Genomic DNA, 16,613 nt, shown 5'->3' with positions numbered 1-16,613 from the left:
GGAGCTTCTCGTTTTTTAGTTGATCGGAAGAAAATGAAACAATTTGTCTGATTTTGCGTATTACATAGTATGAAGAGATGTTAAAATAAGCTAAACATCAATGTGAAGGTGGGAATATTTATGGGTTTATTAAAAGCAGGCGTTGGGGCATTAACAGGTGTTTTAGAGGATCAATGGCGTGAGTATTTTTATTGTGAAGCCTTATCCTCAGATGTGCTAGTAACTAAGGGTGTTAAGCGCACTTCTAAACGAGGTTCAAATAAGGGCAATGACAACATTATTAGTAATGGCTCTATTATTGCCATCAATGAAGGGCAATGTATGATGATTGTTGAGCAGGGGAAGGTTGTAGAGTTTTCTTCAGAGGCTGGGGAATATGTCTATGACACATCAACAGAGCCTTCGATTATGTACGGCTCAGATTTATCTCATGGCATTATGGAAACATTTAAACAGATAGGCAAGCGTTTTACATTTGGTGGCGAACCTGCTAAAGATCAGCGAGTTTATTATTTTAATAAAAAGGAGATAGTTGGCAATAAATATGGTACTCCTGCACCAATTCCATTCCGTGTGATTGATCGTAATATCGGATTAGATATCGATATTGCCATTCGTTGCCATGGTGAATATTCCTATAAAATTATTGATCCATTATTATTCTATACAAATGTATGTGGAAATGTAGAGCGTGAATTTACGCGAGAGGCCATTGATAGCCAGTTAAAATCAGAATTAATGACAGCGTTACAGCCAGCCTTTGCGCAAATTTCAGCAAGTGGCGTTCGTTATAGTGAAATACCTGCGCATACGGTTGCATTAGCAGACGCACTCAATAAGGTATTATCTGAAAAGTGGCTTGCTACACGTGGTTTAGCTGTTGTGTCATTTGGGATTAGTACCCTTAAGGCTTCTGAGGAAGACGAAGCCATGATAAAACAACTACAACGCAATGCGGTCATGCGTGATCCAGGTATGGCTGCTGCCCATTTAACAGGCGCTCAGGCAGAAGCGATGATTGCGGCTGCTAACAATGATGGTGGGGCTATGGCAGGCTTCATGGGGATGAATATGGCTTCACAAGCAGGTGGCGTCAATGCTAGTCAGCTATATCAAATGAATGAGCAAAATAAGCAAGCACAAATGGCTCAGGCTGCGATGCAAAATCAATCAGCCAATGCACCTGGTACATGGACATGTGCATGTGGTCATGACAACACGGGCAAATTCTGTTCGAATTGCGGCGCAGCAAAACCAGCGGAAGAGGGCTGGACATGTACATGTGGAGCGGTGAATAAAGGAAAGTTTTGCAGCGAGTGTGGCTCTAAAAAACCAGCTGATGCTTTACTCTATGCATGTGATAAATGTGGGTGGACACCAGAGGACCCTGCCAATCCGCCTAAATTCTGTCCAGAATGCGGCGATGTTTTTGATGAAAAGGATGTCAAGTAAGGAGATGATGACCTATGTCAACGCAAGAAGTTGAAAATGTCAAACAAGTAAAGCTTGACTTTGATGCGGAATGTCCATCCTGTAGTGCATCAATTGAGTTTAATCCTGCTACAGGTAAGCTGACTTGTCCATATTGTGGATTTGAATCTGAAATTGCAGCCCCTGAGCAAGAAGAGGAAAAGGTTGCTCAGGAAATGGACTTCTTAAAAGCAGAGGAGCGTGGGAATTTCAATTGGGGCGTGGAGAAGAAAACAGTTATTTGTAAAGCTTGTGCGGCCGAGACAATTTATGATGCATTGCAGGTCGCTGACAGTTGTCCTTACTGTGGCTCAAATCAGGTCATGGAGGCGAGCGCTGAAAATACGCTTGCTCCCAATGGCGTATGTGCTTTCGAAGTAACGGATAAGCAGGCAGGAGAACATTTTCAGAAATGGATCAAAGGTCGATGGTTTACACCAAAGGCTGCCAAAATAAATGCCAAGCCTGATGCCTTTAAAGGGGTATATCTCCCGTATTGGACGTTTGACTCCAAAACAAGCTCCAGATACTCCGCAAGATATGGACGACATCGAACAGTTACGGATAAAGATGGTAAAACGCATACTGAAACAGATTGGTATTCAACAAGTGGTTTTTATCAGGAGTTTATAGACGATCATTTAGTGAGTGCCACGACTCGCTATGATCGGAACATGATGCGAAAAATTGAACCATTTAATCTTCTTAATAATAAGGCCTATAAACCACAATATGTAGCTGGATTTTTATCAGAGCGTTACAGTGTTGGTTTGCAGGATGGCTGGAACCAAGCAAAAAATGAAATTCATGATCACCTCCATGCGCAGATTACGTCCAAAATTCGTTGGGAAAATAGTGCAGATGTAGTATCCAATCTATGCTTTTCCACAAACCATGATGATATTACATACAAATATTTAATGTTACCGATTTGGTTATCCTCTTTCCGCTATAAGGAGAAGATTTACCGCTTTATGGTGAATGGACAAACGGGTCGAGTTGGCGGAAATGCTCCTATTTCACCGCTTCGTGTAACGATTGCTGTTATTTTATCATTAGCAGTAATCGCTCTGATTTGGTATTTCTTTATGTCTGAATAATAATAAACAGTATGCCAGTAGGAGCCTTGTTGTCCTTTTGGGATACTGTTTTTTCATAAAATTGTCCTTAAATACTGGGTAAATGACTGAATTAATTGGCTGGTATAGGCTAATAATCATCCATTATCACGGCTGTCATTGCGTCGAGTTGCATAGATTAAAGGGAGAAATAAAATAAGAGAGACAGCCTTGGATGGACAAAAGTATAAAGCTGCAAGATGGAAAGTCGTTAGCATTGATAAAAATCACATACTGGCATTTATGATGGTTAAAGGTTAGGACGGCTTGGCCAAAAATCTTGGGAAGTGAAGTTGCGATTTTACTTTAAACAACTTATTATACAGTCAGAGAGCATTTTTTGAGCTAGTCATGATAAATGTAATGTTATTTTTGAATAACAATGAAAACGTTATTCATATTGGAGGTTTCGATGATGGACGCAATTGAAGTGTTAACAAATTTAGATCAAATACATGGGTATTATCAACCGATATTTAGCGCAGACGCGCATACGGTGATTGCCTACGAAATTTCCGGATATCTACAAATTCAAGGTCAGCAAATTAATTTGAAAGATTTTGTCAACAATGAAGATATTCCCGAAGAATATCGAATTGATATGGAACATAAAATTTTACATGCAGCATTAGCCAAAATTGATGAAATTGCTTCAGAAATTGATATTTATATTCCAAGCAATCCAAATTTATTAATGCAAGATTTTGGTGAAAGTCATTTTAATATTATCCAACAATATATAGAGGAAAAAGATTTACAACGTATCGTACTTGTCGTATCAGAGCATCGATTTATAGGGGATATTAACAAATTACATCACGCCCTACGCTATTTTACGACGTTTGGGGTGAAAATTGCCGTTCAGGAAGTAGGAGCCGAAAGTCATTTAGAGCATATTGCGCTATTGGCACCACATATCTTAAAGGTCAATACACGTGATTTAAATTATGATTCTTGGTCTGCTCAATCGGACATGATTTCTGCCATTGGTAGCCTTGCTTATAAAATTGGAGCAAATCTATTATTTGAGGATATTGAAACGGTTTATCAGCTACAATTTGCTTGGAAAAATGGTGGTAGGTTTTATCAAGGGCCATACCTAGCAAATCCAGCTATGACTTTTGTTGATAAGGATATATTAAAGGAACGTTTTAAAAAAGAATGCCAGCAATTTATTACTTCCGAAAAGAAAATGCTGGAGGCGCAATATTTGCAGCTGAAAAAATTAAGGGAGGAATTAGAGGCGATTGTTCACCGTGTGAAACCAACAAGCGACAATGTCTCCCATTTAGAGTACTTAGCTGAATTATTGGATAACTACTCCTTCCGTCTCTATATTTGTAATGAGGATGGGTTCCAGTTAACGCCTAACGTTATGCGAATTGATGGGAACTGGGAGCTACAGCCACGTGCCATCAATAAAAATTGGAGCTGGCGCCCTTATTTCCTTCAAACGATTATCAAAATGCGCAACGATCAAAGTGGGGAAATCTCTGAATTGTATCGGGATATTGAAACAGGGGAAATTACAAGAACATTCTCCATTGCCATTAACGAGCATGAATATTTGTTTGTTGACCTTTCCTATGACTATCTTTATGAAAACAAAATCTTTAGATAATATTACTAATTTCTTTTGTGACAACATTTCATGGGTACAAATTGCAATTCGATCTATTTATTTTAATTAAATGTATTAGGTATTATGGGGGAGAATCCTAAAAGCCTAGTAAAATACTGAAGTTGCCTTCTATATTTGCAGAAGGCAATTTTTTTTTGATTTCAATCAAGAATGCTATTTAAATTCTCATAGAAAATTAACTACCTCTATCGAAACAAAAATGGCAGTCTATACATTTGTTAAATTTGTAATGAATGATTTTGTTTTTTCAGTATTTTTTCATTTAGCTTAATTAAGATGGAAATATCATAAAGGAGCTGAAAAAATGAAGATTATCAAAATACTGCTAATTATTAGTTTAATTTGGCCATTTCTTGATGCCAACATAGCAAATGCGGATGATGAAGAAGATTATAAAAAATACGAGGGTGATGTTCATAAAAAGCACAATGATGATTATGATGATGACGAGGAAGATGATGATTATGATTATTATAAAGAAGAGGATGAATATGAATATTATGACCAAATAGACCCTGAAACAAATAGTAATACATGGAATATTTGGACAAGATCGACTTATGTAAATAAAGGAGAGTTACCCCTAAAAGAAGCGAAAGAAATTCAATTAAAACTAGAAAATAATAATAATACAGTGTCACTTTACTTGATTCCTTTAGATGGTGAAATATATGTGCCAGGTAAAATTGTTGCTGAACTTTTAGGTGCAAAAGTAGTTAATTATGATGATAGTAAAATATTGGAAATTAATAAAGCTGGTACAGAACTAATTTTTCGTGCGGGGACAAATGTAGTGTACTATAACGAGATAAAAACACCGATACCAGCTGTTACATTTTACTTGAATGATAATATATATGTTCCAATTAGTGTAATTTCAAATGGTTTGGGCTATGTGGCTGAATGGCAAGAAATGAATAACGCTGTTGTATTGAAGTTATTAAAATAAAAAGGGAGATGATTGAATGAAAGATCAAAAGAAAGCTAAATGGATATTAGGCACTTCTGGAGTAATATTATCTTCTTTACTATTAACGCAATTTAATAATGTTCCATCAGATAAAAACATAGCTGATCTAAATTTGACAAATGAACAATCAAAAAAAATGTCAGACCGAGAAAAGGAACTTGTTCAATTAGATTGGACAAATTTTGAAATTGTTGGAGTGAATCAACTACAACAAAATAAAATTCGTACCGATCGAACTACCAAACGATCCTAAACATAGTTTGAAGTGGAGTTGAAGTTGCTTGGATACCCTATCATTAAACACGATGAATACAAACTTTTATATTGAAATTGCTGGAACGCAAAAAATGGATTGGAAAGACAAAGTGGTAAAATGGTTGCAATACGTTGCAAGAGAGTGGTCGAGATTTGAGCCAAATAATGAGTTAAATCAAATTAATCAACTAAAGGTAGGAGAAATAGGTAGAATTTCTCCTGCATTATATGATTGTTTAAAAGCAGCAGACAACTATTATACATTAACTAATAATATATTTTCTCCGTATTTAAAATTACATTTAGAACAACATGGGTATGATCGATCCTTTCCTTTTCAAGAATCAACGTATAAGCCAATACAAATAGAAAAAAAAACAAATAAGCCATTTCTTTTTTTGGATCACAATGAAGTTTTAAAAACGGATAATCAATTAATTGATTTAGGTGGATTTGCCAAAGGATACGTAGTTGAAAAAATAGCTGATTGGCTTAGACAGGTTTCTCCAGAGTTTGGAATTGTAGATGGTGGTGGAGATATGAAAATGTGGTCGTCAGGCAAAAAGACATGGACCATTGGGATTGCTCATCCATTTCATATACACGAAGAGATCAGTTCAATTAGAATTCAAAATGGAGCAATTGCCACATCGAATCGTATATTCAGAAGTTGGAAACAGCAGGGGAAAGAAAAGCATCACTTATTAGATGGAAGAACCGGAGAGGTAATCATTAGCCCAATCCTTCAAACAACGATAATAACAAACTCATTATGTCAAGCAGAAGTGGCAACAAAACTGGCTTTTTTATTAAATGAACAAGAATTACAAGTATGGTTTGACAAACTACAGATGCCTTGTGCTTGCTTAATAGCAAAAGATGATGGAAGTATATATTGGCTGAAAGGAGGAGAAAAATTAGATGTTATTTAGTACTTGGGAATGGATTCGATTATTAGGGCTTTTAAGTTATTTTTACTTCAGTATGTCAATTTTTTTTGGTTTACTAAGGAAATCTTCTACTCTCAAGTCCAATAAAAACTTATACTTTCAATTACATCAAATGAGTGGATGGATGGGATTTATAACTGTTATTGTACATTTACTTTTACTAATGATTGATCAATACGAACCCTATACTATTTCTGAAATCCTATTACCTTTTAGCGCTAACTATCAGGCATTGTTGTCTGGGCTAGGAACCATAGCTTTTTATTTATTTTTAATAGTTCTTTTAACATCAGATATATGGATAAATAAAATGAACTTCTCACTTTGGAAGAAGATGCATTTTCTTGTTTTACCTGCTTGGATATTATCACTTATACATGGGCTATTCATTGGTACTGACTCTAATCAAATGTTGGTAATTTTATTTTATAGCAGTACGGTAATGGTTATAATTACCGCACTACTTGTAAGGTTGATGAGTGATGGGTTTAAGAAGAAAGATCAAAAGCAAGGGGTTAGCAAGTAAGCGGTGCTTGAATGGATGAAAGGCAGTTTCTCCATGTTAGCTAGACTGCCAAAGTAGCTCAAAAAAATAAACTAGTTGAATGGCACTACTGATACATGTAATGCCATTCTATGGTTTATCCATCATGTAATGATGAAGAGCCTACTTTTTAGTATAAAGAGGAAATTGAATACAAAATGTTGTACCTTTTTCCAATTCGCTTTGAACTGTGAATGTTCCTCCGTGATCATGAACAATAGAATCAGCTATAGCAAGTCCTAGTCCTGTTCCGTTTCTGTTTCTCACTGCATCACTCCGGAAAAATCTATCAAAAATAAAAGGGAGGTCTTCCTTAGAAATCCCAATGCCTGTATCTTCAATGTAGATATATATCATTTTATCAGTTTGTAAAAGCTTTAGATAGATTGATCCTCTTTGTGTGTACTGAGCGGCATTATCTAATAATATATAAATTAATTCAGTTATATTATTTGAATTTCCAATAAATTCAACATTAGGTTGGATTTCTGTTTCGAAAACGATTGATTTCGGTAACGCTCGTTTAAACTTCCTACTAATCGTTATTAGCAACTCTGTTAAGGAGATTTTTTCTTTAGTTGAATGAATACGATTTTTGTCATGTCGGGCTAAAAATAATAGTTTATCTAATAGCTCTTTCATTAACTCTGCTTCATGCTTTAAATCTTCAATCAATTCTTTACCGAAATCACTCATATTATTAGCTTCATCAGTTTCTAAAATATCGAGTGAACTATAAAATACACTTAGCGGTGTTCTTAACTCATGAGAAGCATCTGAAACAAAGCTTTTCTGTTTTTCAAGTGCATGTTGAATGGGGATCATGGCTTTTCCTGCCATGTAGTAACTTAAAAATCCAATTATTATCGTAAAAATTATAATTAAAATAATAAACAGTAAGATCATTTTTTGAAAAAAATGATATTGTGATGTGGTCGATTTGCCTATAACAATATATCCAAGGAATTCATCGTTCGGCTGAATGGGTTTCGATAAAATTAAAAGATGTTTATCGCGCCACTTTATATTTTTTACAAAACGTTTAGAAGGATCTTCCGTTTGAATGATTTTTTCTAGATCTTTAAATAAACCTTGATAGTTTTCGTCACCGTGGACTAGTATCTGGTCTTTTGTATAAATATAGTAAAAATACATACCATTTGGGTTAAATTCTAATTTCCCTTCATTATCATTTTTGTGCTCAAAAAAGTCATGATATTGTTCTTTATAATAAGTTTCTAGTTCTTCTATTTGTTGGTAATTCATTAGTTGAACTAATGAAAAATAAAGAATAATAAGAAAAGCAAAGAAAAAGCCTATAAAATTAATGGAGTTAAATAAAGTTAATTTTTTACGAGTTTTCTTAAACATGCTACCTCACTCTGTATCCTATTCCTCTAATGTTTTCAATAATGGATTTTGGTCGATTATAATCGATTTTTTTACGAACTAATTTTACTAACGCATCAAGGTTGTTGTTAGTCATCTCATGATCAAAGCCCCATACTTGTGAATAAATTTGTTCTCTAGTAAGAATGATGCCTTTGTTGATAAAAAGGTACTCTAACAATAAAAATTCGTTTTTAGTCAATAGTATTTCTTGATTATCTTTAAAAAGTGTTCTGGAATCCAAATATAACTTTAAATCATCAATTTGAATGATTTGATGAATGGATTTATTTTTTCTTCTTAAAATGGCACGTATTCTCGCTAAGAGTTCTTCCATTTTAAATGGTTTAACAACATAATCATCAGCACCTGCATCTAATCCGCAGATAATGTCATTGCTATCATCCTTTGCTGTTAGTATTAAAATGCCTCCTTCATAACCATTTCTTCTAGCTTCTTTGCACACATCAATACCGCTTATTTCTGGCATCATCCAATCTAGTATGACTAAATCGTATGTATGAAACAGTATGTATTCTAATGCATGCTGACCATTATCTACAGCATCCACCTGATGAAATTCTTTTTGAATGATGTGAACAATGTTTTTTCTTAATCGATTATCATCTTCAGCTATCAGTATTTTCAACGAAGCTCCTCCTACCTTTTTTATATTCAATATAACTAATTTATAACAACATTATGAAATCCACCTGAATTTTTTGTGCGACCAATCTTCTACTTATTCTAAGCCAAAAAAGAAATTTAAATTAAATATCGTAATTTTTTCTAGTACCGTTTTTCAGATTTTTTTCATATTGGTTGCTTAGACTAATGTTGAACCTCAATATGGAAGGAGATCTCCTATGCGCTATTTAAAAATTTTTGGGATAGTATTGGTAGTGATGTTTTTTTTGTATGATGTAAATCCCATTTATGCTGATGATATTTTTGAAGGAAGAGATGAGTATGATGAGGGTAACGGTAGACAACAACACGAAGAAGGGCGTTATGAGGACCTTGGTGAATTAATTGGTTGGTGTGCATTCATAGGAATTGGTGCAGCGGGTATGATTTTTCCTATTAGAACCTTCTTGAAGTCTGTAATTCGTACTTTTCCACAATCTAAAGGGCTATATTTATCCGTAGCAAAGTTAATAGGTAGATATCATATTCTTTTTGGCACAATGGCATTGTTGCTAGGTATTGGTCATGGGCTAATCATGTACTTTAATGAGGGTGAATTGGAGAATGAAGGAATTATGGGCTTGATTGTAATTATTCTTTTGTTAATTACTGCTATTATAGGAACGAATTTATTCAACAATAGAAAAAATCGAAGCTTACGAACAATCCATATGACAATAGCCGCAATAAGTGTGATTACAGGAGGGATTCATATTTTTATCTCTTAATCATGTTAAGCTTACTAAGCTTAACATTTTTGTTGCATATAGCATTCATTTCTATATTTGTTGTATAAACAATGTCTTAGACAAAGAATCTCTAATATTTGAGCTTAATGCAAAATGATTACTTTAGGGAAGTGTGATGAGTGTAATTATATTTAAATATTTTCTCATTTGGTCTTCTTATAGGTCATATATTGGCTATGGTATCTTTCAGCAGAAAAATTCTACACCTCAGCTTAAAAAAATACGATTGATTAGAGATAAAAGCTGCAAGCAATCTTAGCCAACATAAGTACGGCACGACCCCAAAATAAACAAAAAACTAGGTACGCCAATGAGGGGTACCTAGTTCTATTAAAGGGACACTTGGGATGGAGTGACCCTAGTAACAATTTCGGAGGTGTAAGGCTAATATAGCTTTACACTACTATATATATGTTGTGATGGCTATGATTGAATAGTTAATTGCCTGAGAAATAATCGATGACATGCAAAAATAGTTTTGGTATTTCGTTGATCGTATAGGATAAAAATGGTAAGGTGAATATAACTTTAGGAACAAGGAGGAGAATTCACATGAAAAAAAGAGCTATTCGTTTTTTAAGCATGGGTATAGGGTTCTCCACAGCTGTTTTTTTCTAAAATCAATGAGCGAGGGATAAGTCTGCCCTTTTTTAGAAAAATACAATCCAAAAGGAGAAAAGAATATGAAAACAAACATAATACGTAAAAATCCAATGCAGGTACCTAGCCCTGTTGGTAAATATAGCCACATCACAATCATTCCGAAAGATGCAACAATGTATGCATTCTCTGGACAAATAGGGGTTGTTCAAGATGATCAACTGCCTGTAGGACTAAATGAACAAACGATCAATACATTTAAAAATATTGAAGCGCTTTTAGCAACTGAGGGATTGGATGCTTCTCATGTGGTAAAAGTGAATATATGGGCGACAGAGGAGATTGATTGGCATCATTTCGATCAGCAATGGGAAATGATGTTTGGTCATTCTTATCCTTCTATGACGATTGCCTATATATCTGCATTAGGGCTACCAGATATTAAAATAGAGATTGAACTTTGGGCTGCTAAATAGCCTGAAAAACGACAATATCCATGTGGTATTGTCGTTTTTGTGTACAGATCTGTATTAACGTAACATCCTTTTTAATTGTTTCATTTCATAATTTAATTCGTCAATTTGCTTTTGTAGTTTGTCAATTTCATTGCTATTATTTTCATTTTCCTTCAACTCATCCTCTAGGGCAAGACCAGCCGCAATGGTCGATAGAGCGTCTCCAAGTGTTGTAATCGCCCCCGCAATGACAGCCAGCCTAGCTGCATGACTCACGGATTCCAATCCCTCACTATTCCGATTACCTTTATTTTGCTTCATATAATCCTCCCTACAAAAAAGGGTATTATTTGCAGTGTATGCTTAGAATAAGAAACAGGTGAAGAATTTATTTGCATCAAATAATATAAAAAGCAACTTATATATGTAACAAGGGTAAGTGGGATTTTAGAAGGCGTTTTTCAGAAGTCTATGGTCTTTTTCCAATTCATTCAGAGAATAAATAAATATTTTAACTCATGAGAAAATGTGTTGTCAATAATAAATTTGTAATTTTATTTAAAAATGTTATAATAGTCTTACGATCATTTTTTTATAAACGTATTTCGAATTCCGATGTCCTATTTTGCAGAAAGAATTTGGATACGTTTTTTTAATTTTTAAAAACAAAATTGTTTTAGTTATTTAAAAAAATTTACTATCTAATAGTAACTTGTTTTTTTATTCCATAAGGAGGACTAGATGAATGAATCTAATTAATAAGAAAGTTACACACAAGCGTTTTGGCATAGGTAGTATAGTTAAACAAAATGATTCGAGTATTGAAATACATTTTGCATCTGAAAATAAAAGGTTTGTTTTTCCAGATGTATTTGGAAAGCACCTAACAATACATGATAAAAGTGATGCTAAGTTACTTGAAGAGATTATACAAAAAAAGGAAATTGAGCGAGAAGAAGAAGAAGGGCGGAAGGAAGAGGAAAAGAAACGTCAACGAAAAGAACTGTTACTTCGCTTGGAACACGAAAAACTTATGAGTAACCATAAACTTCATCCTGCATCACAGATGGTTTTTTGGTGTGATTCAGAGGAACAGAATCGTTCTTTTTCAGAGTGGAAAGTTTTTTCGGGTATATTAAAGAGTGGTACTAACAAAGGAAACCCAAACAAGCCGAGCCGTTTGCATCAAAATAGCGCTGTCCTTTTAACAGCAAGAGATTCCAGTCAGCTTGAAAAAGATAGACGCATCTTAGGTGTCTATATGGTGAATGAAAATTTTGTTGGTAAACTGTGTGAAGATGGACATATTCCTGCTCATTCAAAATACAGAATTCAACTGACAGAACAGGAATCGAATCAGCTGCTTTTCTGGCAATATTATATCAATGAAAAATTCCCCGAAAAAATGACATGGAAAACAGGGAAATATCGTTATTTCGAAAATTTATGGATGGCACAAATTTTACTTGATATCATTGCGCTGAAAAGTGACCCAAAAGAACGAGAGTTGGCACAACAATTCTTTAAACATTTTTGTAAAATGAATCAAATAACAGTTCAAGAAATTCCTAAACCTGATGGCGCATTAACCCGTATTTAGTACAGTGAATCAATTATTAAGATGAAGAGACATACTCGCTTGAAAGAGAAAAAATAACTGCAATGAATACAAGTCACTGGATTATAAAATCCAGTGACTTGTATGTTTATCTCCTAATTAGCATTCAATTACCTATTCCCCACAAAGTACCCGAATGATTCACTTTTATTTCTTATTAGACTTAATAAACTAAAAGAAACAGCGTTAACAATGGCTTAACGCTGTTTTTAAATTAGTCACGTTGGTGACTAAATAAAATGGGGATGTGTTTCTTGCTGAAGATATGAGCAAAGATGGAAAGCGAGTAGGGTACATTACCAATATATGATGTTTACCACCAAGCTGATAGGTGTTTATCCTTTACGATAAATAATCTTTCGTATTTTGTCGTAGGGGAGGAATTGTCCAATATGTCCCGATTCGCCATAGCCATTCCATAGGGCCAAAGCGGAAAAAGTATAGCCATAGCTTACTAAAGAGCAATTGGCAACCATAAATGCCTAAACAAATCCACAAAGATTCAAGATAGCGAAGTTGTCCAATTAAACCGAAAGTATGGCCAATTAAGAGAATGAGCGCTGTTTGCCCCAGGTAATTAGTCAAGGCCATGCGCCCATATGCTTTTAACGGTGCCAATAGTCGCTGGAACAAAGTACTTTGTAATAATAGGATGATTGTTCCCATGTAAAAGGCAGAAGCGAATGGGCTAAACTGTAGTCCAATTAATGAAAATTGCTCGATATTAGTAATATGAGCTGCTAGCTGATCCTTGGGCAAATGTTGGATGTTGATAAGGGGTTCAGGGACATACTGCCATTGATAAAACCAGCTAACCATGCTTATCAAGCCCATTACAATCGTCACTAACCTGATTTTAAATCGATGTAATGTGATATTTTCAAATAAATGATATTGTCCTGCAGCTAGACCAAGCAAAATTAGTGGAAATGGCATTAAAATTTTTAGACCAAAATAGGCAGTGATGGCTAATAGGATGAACCCAAGGATGAGATTGATGCCTTTGCGCATTTTATAAAAAGGTAAGGCTATAAAGCCAAAGATAGCATAGACTGTTAAGGCTTCACCTGGGTGGAAATAAAAATGAACAATCCCCATAAGCAGTAAAATCAAAAGTCTACGGCTAAATAAGGCATAGGCTTTTTCACCCCTCGCCCGAGCGCGTGAAATAAAGAGATAAAATCCTATTCCAAATAAAAATGAAAAAATGATAAAAAATTTACCCTCTACAAAAAGTGTTAGAAAGCGGCTATAGGCAATATCGTTTGCCAATTTAGGTGGTTCAATCCACATTAACGAGGGGATATTGACTAGAATAATGCCTAGTAAGGCGAACCCTCTTAAATAATCTAATGTATCAATTCGTTTATTACTGTTGGTCGGTTGCACGTAAATCTCCTCCTTCAAACCCAATTATAAGGACGCTCTATCAAAAGTAGTAACGATGAATGTTACGTGAATCTGACAAAATTGTCATCTTATTGAGGTTCTTTTGGCTCGGGGTAAATCGCTAATAGCTCATGTGCATGCTGACGCAAAAGCTGAATTAATGCTTGCGGTTCTTTGACAACCGCATGTTGACCAAGGCGAAAGAATAGGGAGCTATTAAAGTGGAGCTCATGTTGATCGATGATCGTATCGATATAGCCTGTTCCATCACTATGTCGAACAACCGCTTTTTCCAGATGGGGCTCACTTAAACATTGACGAACGCCCTCGCTTGATAATTCAACATATAAGCGAATTGGCTGCTGAGGCTCATAGTCAGTTTCTAGCCATTGCTGCAAATTCATCGTCGTTTTATGGTTTGCTTCACCAACTTTTATGCCTTTAATTCGATCTACACGGAAGAGTAATATTCTTTCATTTGATAGCAGTAGCGCAGGCATATACCATAAGCCATCATGAGCGTACACGCCAATAGGCTGGATATGCTTTGAGGTCATACCAGACTTCGATTCATAGTGGATATGCAATTGTGATTGGTTGATGATAGCCTCTAAAACGTCAGTTAAGAGTGGTGTTGTAATGGCTCTTTTAGGGTTCCAAAAGGCAATATAGGATTGCAGCGTATCCACCTTTTTCTTGGCTTCCTTCTGTAAGGATTCATACAGCTTTTGAGAGACAGACTGCATTTCAGTATTAAAAGGTAAATCACGATAATAATGCAAAGACTGGAATGCAAAGAAAATAGCGACCGCTTCTTCCTCGGTAAATAATATAGGGGGGAGAATGGCATTTGATAGCACCGTATAGCCCCCATATCTTCCCTGTTCCGCGTAAATGGGTAGACCCATATCACTTAAATCCAACAGGTAACGATGCACCGTTCGCACGGAAATATGGAAGGTGTCGGCAATTTCCTGCGCTGTAAATTTCTTTTTTGCACTGACAAATAACAAAATATCAATTAATCGTTTAGCTTTGCTCATATTTTTTCACCTTTTTATTTAATCATGCCAATAGTTGTCATGTTTTATAGTTAGTATAGAGATTGTACAAGAGATTTTCAAAAGAAGAGGAGCTGAAGTAATGTCACGAGAAATACTGGTATTTATTGCAGGGAGTTTAGATGGATTTATTGCCAAGGAAAATGATGATCTACAGTGGCTAGAGGAAACCGAGGGAGATGGAGATAATGGCTACGCTGATATGTATCAAACCATTGATACCGTCATTATGGGAAAACGGACATATGATTATATCCTAGAGCACATTGATCCGTTCCCTTATCCTGATAAAAAATGCTATGTTTTCTCCACAACTCAAACTGGGGAAAATGAGCATGTGACGTTTGTCCAAGAGGATGTCATCACATTTACTCAACGTTTAAAAGAGCAAGAAGGCACAAAGATTTGGATGGTAGGGGGAGGGGCCATTCTAGATGCTTTTTTACAGGAGCGGCTAATTGACGAATGGATTATTACGCTTACACCACATTTACTGGGCTCAGGTATACCGTTGTTTACATCTCCACGTCCATTCGAAAACTTAAGGCTATTGGAAACAAAACGATATGGTCAAATGGTACAACTGCATTATGAGGTAAGGAAAGAGGCTTAAATCAAGCCTCTTCTTTATTTGATAAAGGAACGATAGATTTCTCCTAAGAGACCTTGCATTTGATGGACGCCTGTATCGGTGTTAGTCATGGCAACAAAGCCTTTGTCTAGGTGGGGATAGGCCACTAGCAGACATTGATAGCCAACACCCCAGCCAAGCGAGGATATTTCAAGCTGCTCACCAGCACCATCAAGAAATACACCAAGGCCCATCCATTCCTTACAGCCCTGAGGACGAATTAGCTCATGGATTGAAGCTAAACCAAGTGTACCTTTTCCCTTTAAAGCCTGCATTACCTCTTGTAATAATTTTGCTAGATCTGACGGTGTTGTCCATAATCCACAAGCTGCATCATACGGGTAAATAGGGTATCTCTGTGCTGTTACGGTGCCATCTTTATGATGACCACTTGCTGTATTGGCAGTTGGAACTGCGGAAGAAAAAAAGCTATTTGTCATGGCTAGTGGTCGAAAAATCAGGTCTGTCATGAGTGTTGAAAAATTTGAGCCTATTATATCCTCCATTAGCAATTGAACAATGCAAAAGCCAGCATCGGAATAATGAAATTCTTGCTCAGCCTCAAATTTACTATCGATTGGTATGGGACAATAAGGAGTTGTCCCTTTTAATAAGTCAACCATCGAAGGCCTCTGCCATAGTGAATGTAAGGGAGAGAAGCTGCCTTTAGGGTCAATAATCCCCGCCTGATGACTTAACAAATGTCGTAATGTAACTTTTTTTGCCTGAGTGTAGCTATTATCTGGCATCTTCCAGGATGTGAGCTTTTGATTAATATCCTCATCTAAATCCACTATACCTTGCTCGACCAGCTTCATCACTAAAATGCCTGTAAGTAGTTTACTAATTGAACAGGCATTGAAGATGGTTTCGGTATTGACTCTGTTAGTTTTCCCAACCTCTAATAGACCAAAGCAATCTGCTTGCTGAAGCTCACCATCCTTTATATAGGCAATGCTGAGGCCAGCTATTTGTTGTAGCAACATTTGCTCATGTATTGTCATGCATTAAGAGTCTCCTTATTTTTCCTTCATCATACCATAATTGGGAACCTATGTTCTCGGAAAAACTTATGTAAGATGAAA

At 35.7% G+C, this 16,613-nt stretch carries 17 protein-coding genes; 11 read left to right on the top strand and 6 right to left on the bottom strand.

The genetic code is table 11. From position 1 onward, the window contains the following. The first annotated feature begins 120 nt into the window (after nucleotides 1-120). From MKZ14_RS12415 to MKZ14_RS12385, 7 genes are all read left to right on the top strand, one after another. Complete coding sequence (locus MKZ14_RS12415; RefSeq protein WP_312125845.1) at nucleotides 121-1,452, top strand: SPFH domain-containing protein; 1,332 nt, start codon at nucleotides 121-123, stop codon at nucleotides 1,450-1,452. A gap of 14 nt (nucleotides 1,453-1,466) precedes the next feature. Next, nucleotides 1,467-2,570, top strand: coding sequence for a hypothetical protein (locus MKZ14_RS12410; RefSeq protein WP_036076414.1), 1,104 nt, complete (start codon nucleotides 1,467-1,469; stop codon nucleotides 2,568-2,570). A gap of 433 nt (nucleotides 2,571-3,003) precedes the next feature. Continuing rightward, on the top strand, nucleotides 3,004-4,209 hold the full coding sequence (locus MKZ14_RS12405) for an EAL-associated domain-containing protein (protein WP_258859178.1): 1,206 nt from the start codon (nucleotides 3,004-3,006) through the stop codon (nucleotides 4,207-4,209). A gap of 325 nt (nucleotides 4,210-4,534) precedes the next feature. After that, on the top strand, nucleotides 4,535-5,179 hold the full coding sequence (locus tag MKZ14_RS12400) for a copper amine oxidase N-terminal domain-containing protein (RefSeq protein ID WP_333006542.1): 645 nt from the start codon (nucleotides 4,535-4,537) through the stop codon (nucleotides 5,177-5,179). 16 nt (nucleotides 5,180-5,195) lie between these two features. After that, nucleotides 5,196-5,453: a hypothetical protein gene (locus MKZ14_RS12395; RefSeq protein WP_281216340.1), complete on the top strand. Its 258-nt coding sequence runs from the start codon at nucleotides 5,196-5,198 to the stop codon at nucleotides 5,451-5,453. 28 nt (nucleotides 5,454-5,481) lie between these two features. Then, on the top strand, nucleotides 5,482-6,387 hold the full coding sequence (locus MKZ14_RS12390) for an FAD:protein FMN transferase (protein WP_016992200.1): 906 nt from the start codon (nucleotides 5,482-5,484) through the stop codon (nucleotides 6,385-6,387). Further along, nucleotides 6,377-6,931, top strand: coding sequence for a ferric reductase-like transmembrane domain-containing protein (locus MKZ14_RS12385; RefSeq protein ID WP_333006543.1), 555 nt, complete (start codon nucleotides 6,377-6,379; stop codon nucleotides 6,929-6,931). Before MKZ14_RS12390 ends, MKZ14_RS12385 begins: the two co-directional genes overlap by 11 nt. A gap of 141 nt (nucleotides 6,932-7,072) precedes the next feature. On the opposite strand, the gene MKZ14_RS12380 is transcribed toward MKZ14_RS12385, so the two are convergent. Next, nucleotides 7,073-8,320: a HAMP domain-containing sensor histidine kinase gene (locus MKZ14_RS12380; protein WP_333006544.1), complete on the bottom strand. Its 1,248-nt coding sequence runs from the start codon at nucleotides 8,318-8,320 to the stop codon at nucleotides 7,073-7,075. Nucleotide 8,321: 1 nt separating this feature from the next. Continuing rightward, entirely contained in the window at nucleotides 8,322-8,987 is a 666-nt protein-coding gene (locus tag MKZ14_RS12375) for a response regulator transcription factor (RefSeq protein ID WP_016992197.1), read from the bottom strand. A gap of 217 nt (nucleotides 8,988-9,204) precedes the next feature. Between MKZ14_RS12375 and MKZ14_RS12370 the strand changes: the two genes are divergently transcribed. Together MKZ14_RS12370 and MKZ14_RS12365 are read left to right on the top strand one after the other, a co-directional pair. Further along, complete coding sequence (locus MKZ14_RS12370; protein ID WP_333006546.1) at nucleotides 9,205-9,753, top strand: hypothetical protein; 549 nt, start codon at nucleotides 9,205-9,207, stop codon at nucleotides 9,751-9,753. Between the two features lie 704 nt (nucleotides 9,754-10,457). Continuing rightward, nucleotides 10,458-10,850, top strand: a complete 393-nt coding sequence (locus MKZ14_RS12365; RefSeq protein WP_339279974.1) for a RidA family protein — start codon at nucleotides 10,458-10,460, stop codon at nucleotides 10,848-10,850. Nucleotides 10,851-10,904: 54 nt separating this feature from the next. Here the strand turns inward: MKZ14_RS12365 and MKZ14_RS12360 are convergent, their stop codons facing one another. Next, entirely contained in the window at nucleotides 10,905-11,150 is a 246-nt protein-coding gene (locus MKZ14_RS12360; protein WP_258859175.1) for a hypothetical protein, read from the bottom strand. Between the two features lie 424 nt (nucleotides 11,151-11,574). On the opposite strand from MKZ14_RS12360, the gene MKZ14_RS12355 reads away from it, so the two are divergent. Then, nucleotides 11,575-12,429, top strand: coding sequence for a malate synthase (locus MKZ14_RS12355; protein WP_312125865.1), 855 nt, complete (start codon nucleotides 11,575-11,577; stop codon nucleotides 12,427-12,429). 360 nt (nucleotides 12,430-12,789) lie between these two features. Here the strand turns inward: MKZ14_RS12355 and MKZ14_RS12350 are convergent, their stop codons facing one another. Next, nucleotides 12,790-13,836 carry a DUF418 domain-containing protein gene (locus MKZ14_RS12350; protein WP_339279972.1) on the bottom strand — a complete coding sequence of 349 codons (1,047 nt, stop codon included), beginning with the start codon at nucleotides 13,834-13,836 and terminating at the stop codon, nucleotides 12,790-12,792. Between the two features lie 89 nt (nucleotides 13,837-13,925). Continuing rightward, entirely contained in the window at nucleotides 13,926-14,879 is a 954-nt protein-coding gene (locus MKZ14_RS12345; RefSeq protein WP_339279971.1) for a YafY family protein, read from the bottom strand. Between the two features lie 100 nt (nucleotides 14,880-14,979). Between MKZ14_RS12345 and MKZ14_RS12340 the strand changes: the two genes are divergently transcribed. After that, a complete protein-coding gene (locus tag MKZ14_RS12340) occupies nucleotides 14,980-15,510 on the top strand; it encodes a dihydrofolate reductase family protein (RefSeq protein ID WP_339279970.1) in 531 nt (176 codons plus the stop codon). A 14-nt stretch (nucleotides 15,511-15,524) separates the two neighbouring features. Here the strand turns inward: MKZ14_RS12340 and MKZ14_RS12335 are convergent, their stop codons facing one another. Further along, nucleotides 15,525-16,532, bottom strand: coding sequence for a serine hydrolase domain-containing protein (locus MKZ14_RS12335; protein ID WP_339279969.1), 1,008 nt, complete (start codon nucleotides 16,530-16,532; stop codon nucleotides 15,525-15,527). Between the last annotated feature and the right edge of the window lie 81 nt (nucleotides 16,533-16,613).

This window comes from Lysinibacillus sp. FSL P2-0066, assembly GCF_037969495.1.
GTDB classification, from domain to species: Bacteria; Bacillota; Bacilli; order Bacillales_A; family Planococcaceae; genus Lysinibacillus; species Lysinibacillus boronitolerans.
The sequence above is the reverse complement of the archived record's forward strand: the minus strand, read 5'-3'. Positions and strand labels throughout refer to the sequence as shown.

Coding starts and splice junctions, on each gene's coding strand:
- MKZ14_RS12355 (WP_312125865.1), top strand. CDS start 11,575: ATGAATCTAATTAATAAGAAAGTTACACACAAGCGTTTTGGCATAGGT.
- MKZ14_RS12395 (WP_281216340.1), top strand. CDS start 5,196: ATGAAAGATCAAAAGAAAGCTAAATGGATATTAGGCACTTCTGGAGTA.
- MKZ14_RS12380 (WP_333006544.1), bottom strand. CDS start 8,320: ATGTTTAAGAAAACTCGTAAAAAATTAACTTTATTTAACTCCATTAAT.
- MKZ14_RS12370 (WP_333006546.1), top strand. CDS start 9,205: ATGCGCTATTTAAAAATTTTTGGGATAGTATTGGTAGTGATGTTTTTT.
- MKZ14_RS12400 (WP_333006542.1), top strand. CDS start 4,535: ATGAAGATTATCAAAATACTGCTAATTATTAGTTTAATTTGGCCATTT.
- MKZ14_RS12360 (WP_258859175.1), bottom strand. CDS start 11,150: ATGAAGCAAAATAAAGGTAATCGGAATAGTGAGGGATTGGAATCCGTG.
- MKZ14_RS12410 (WP_036076414.1), top strand. CDS start 1,467: ATGTCAACGCAAGAAGTTGAAAATGTCAAACAAGTAAAGCTTGACTTT.
- MKZ14_RS12335 (WP_339279969.1), bottom strand. CDS start 16,532: ATGACAATACATGAGCAAATGTTGCTACAACAAATAGCTGGCCTCAGC.
- MKZ14_RS12385 (WP_333006543.1), top strand. CDS start 6,377: ATGTTATTTAGTACTTGGGAATGGATTCGATTATTAGGGCTTTTAAGT.
- MKZ14_RS12345 (WP_339279971.1), bottom strand. CDS start 14,879: ATGAGCAAAGCTAAACGATTAATTGATATTTTGTTATTTGTCAGTGCA.
- MKZ14_RS12405 (WP_258859178.1), top strand. CDS start 3,004: ATGGACGCAATTGAAGTGTTAACAAATTTAGATCAAATACATGGGTAT.
- MKZ14_RS12340 (WP_339279970.1), top strand. CDS start 14,980: ATGTCACGAGAAATACTGGTATTTATTGCAGGGAGTTTAGATGGATTT.
- MKZ14_RS12365 (WP_339279974.1), top strand. CDS start 10,458: ATGAAAACAAACATAATACGTAAAAATCCAATGCAGGTACCTAGCCCT.
- MKZ14_RS12415 (WP_312125845.1), top strand. CDS start 121: ATGGGTTTATTAAAAGCAGGCGTTGGGGCATTAACAGGTGTTTTAGAG.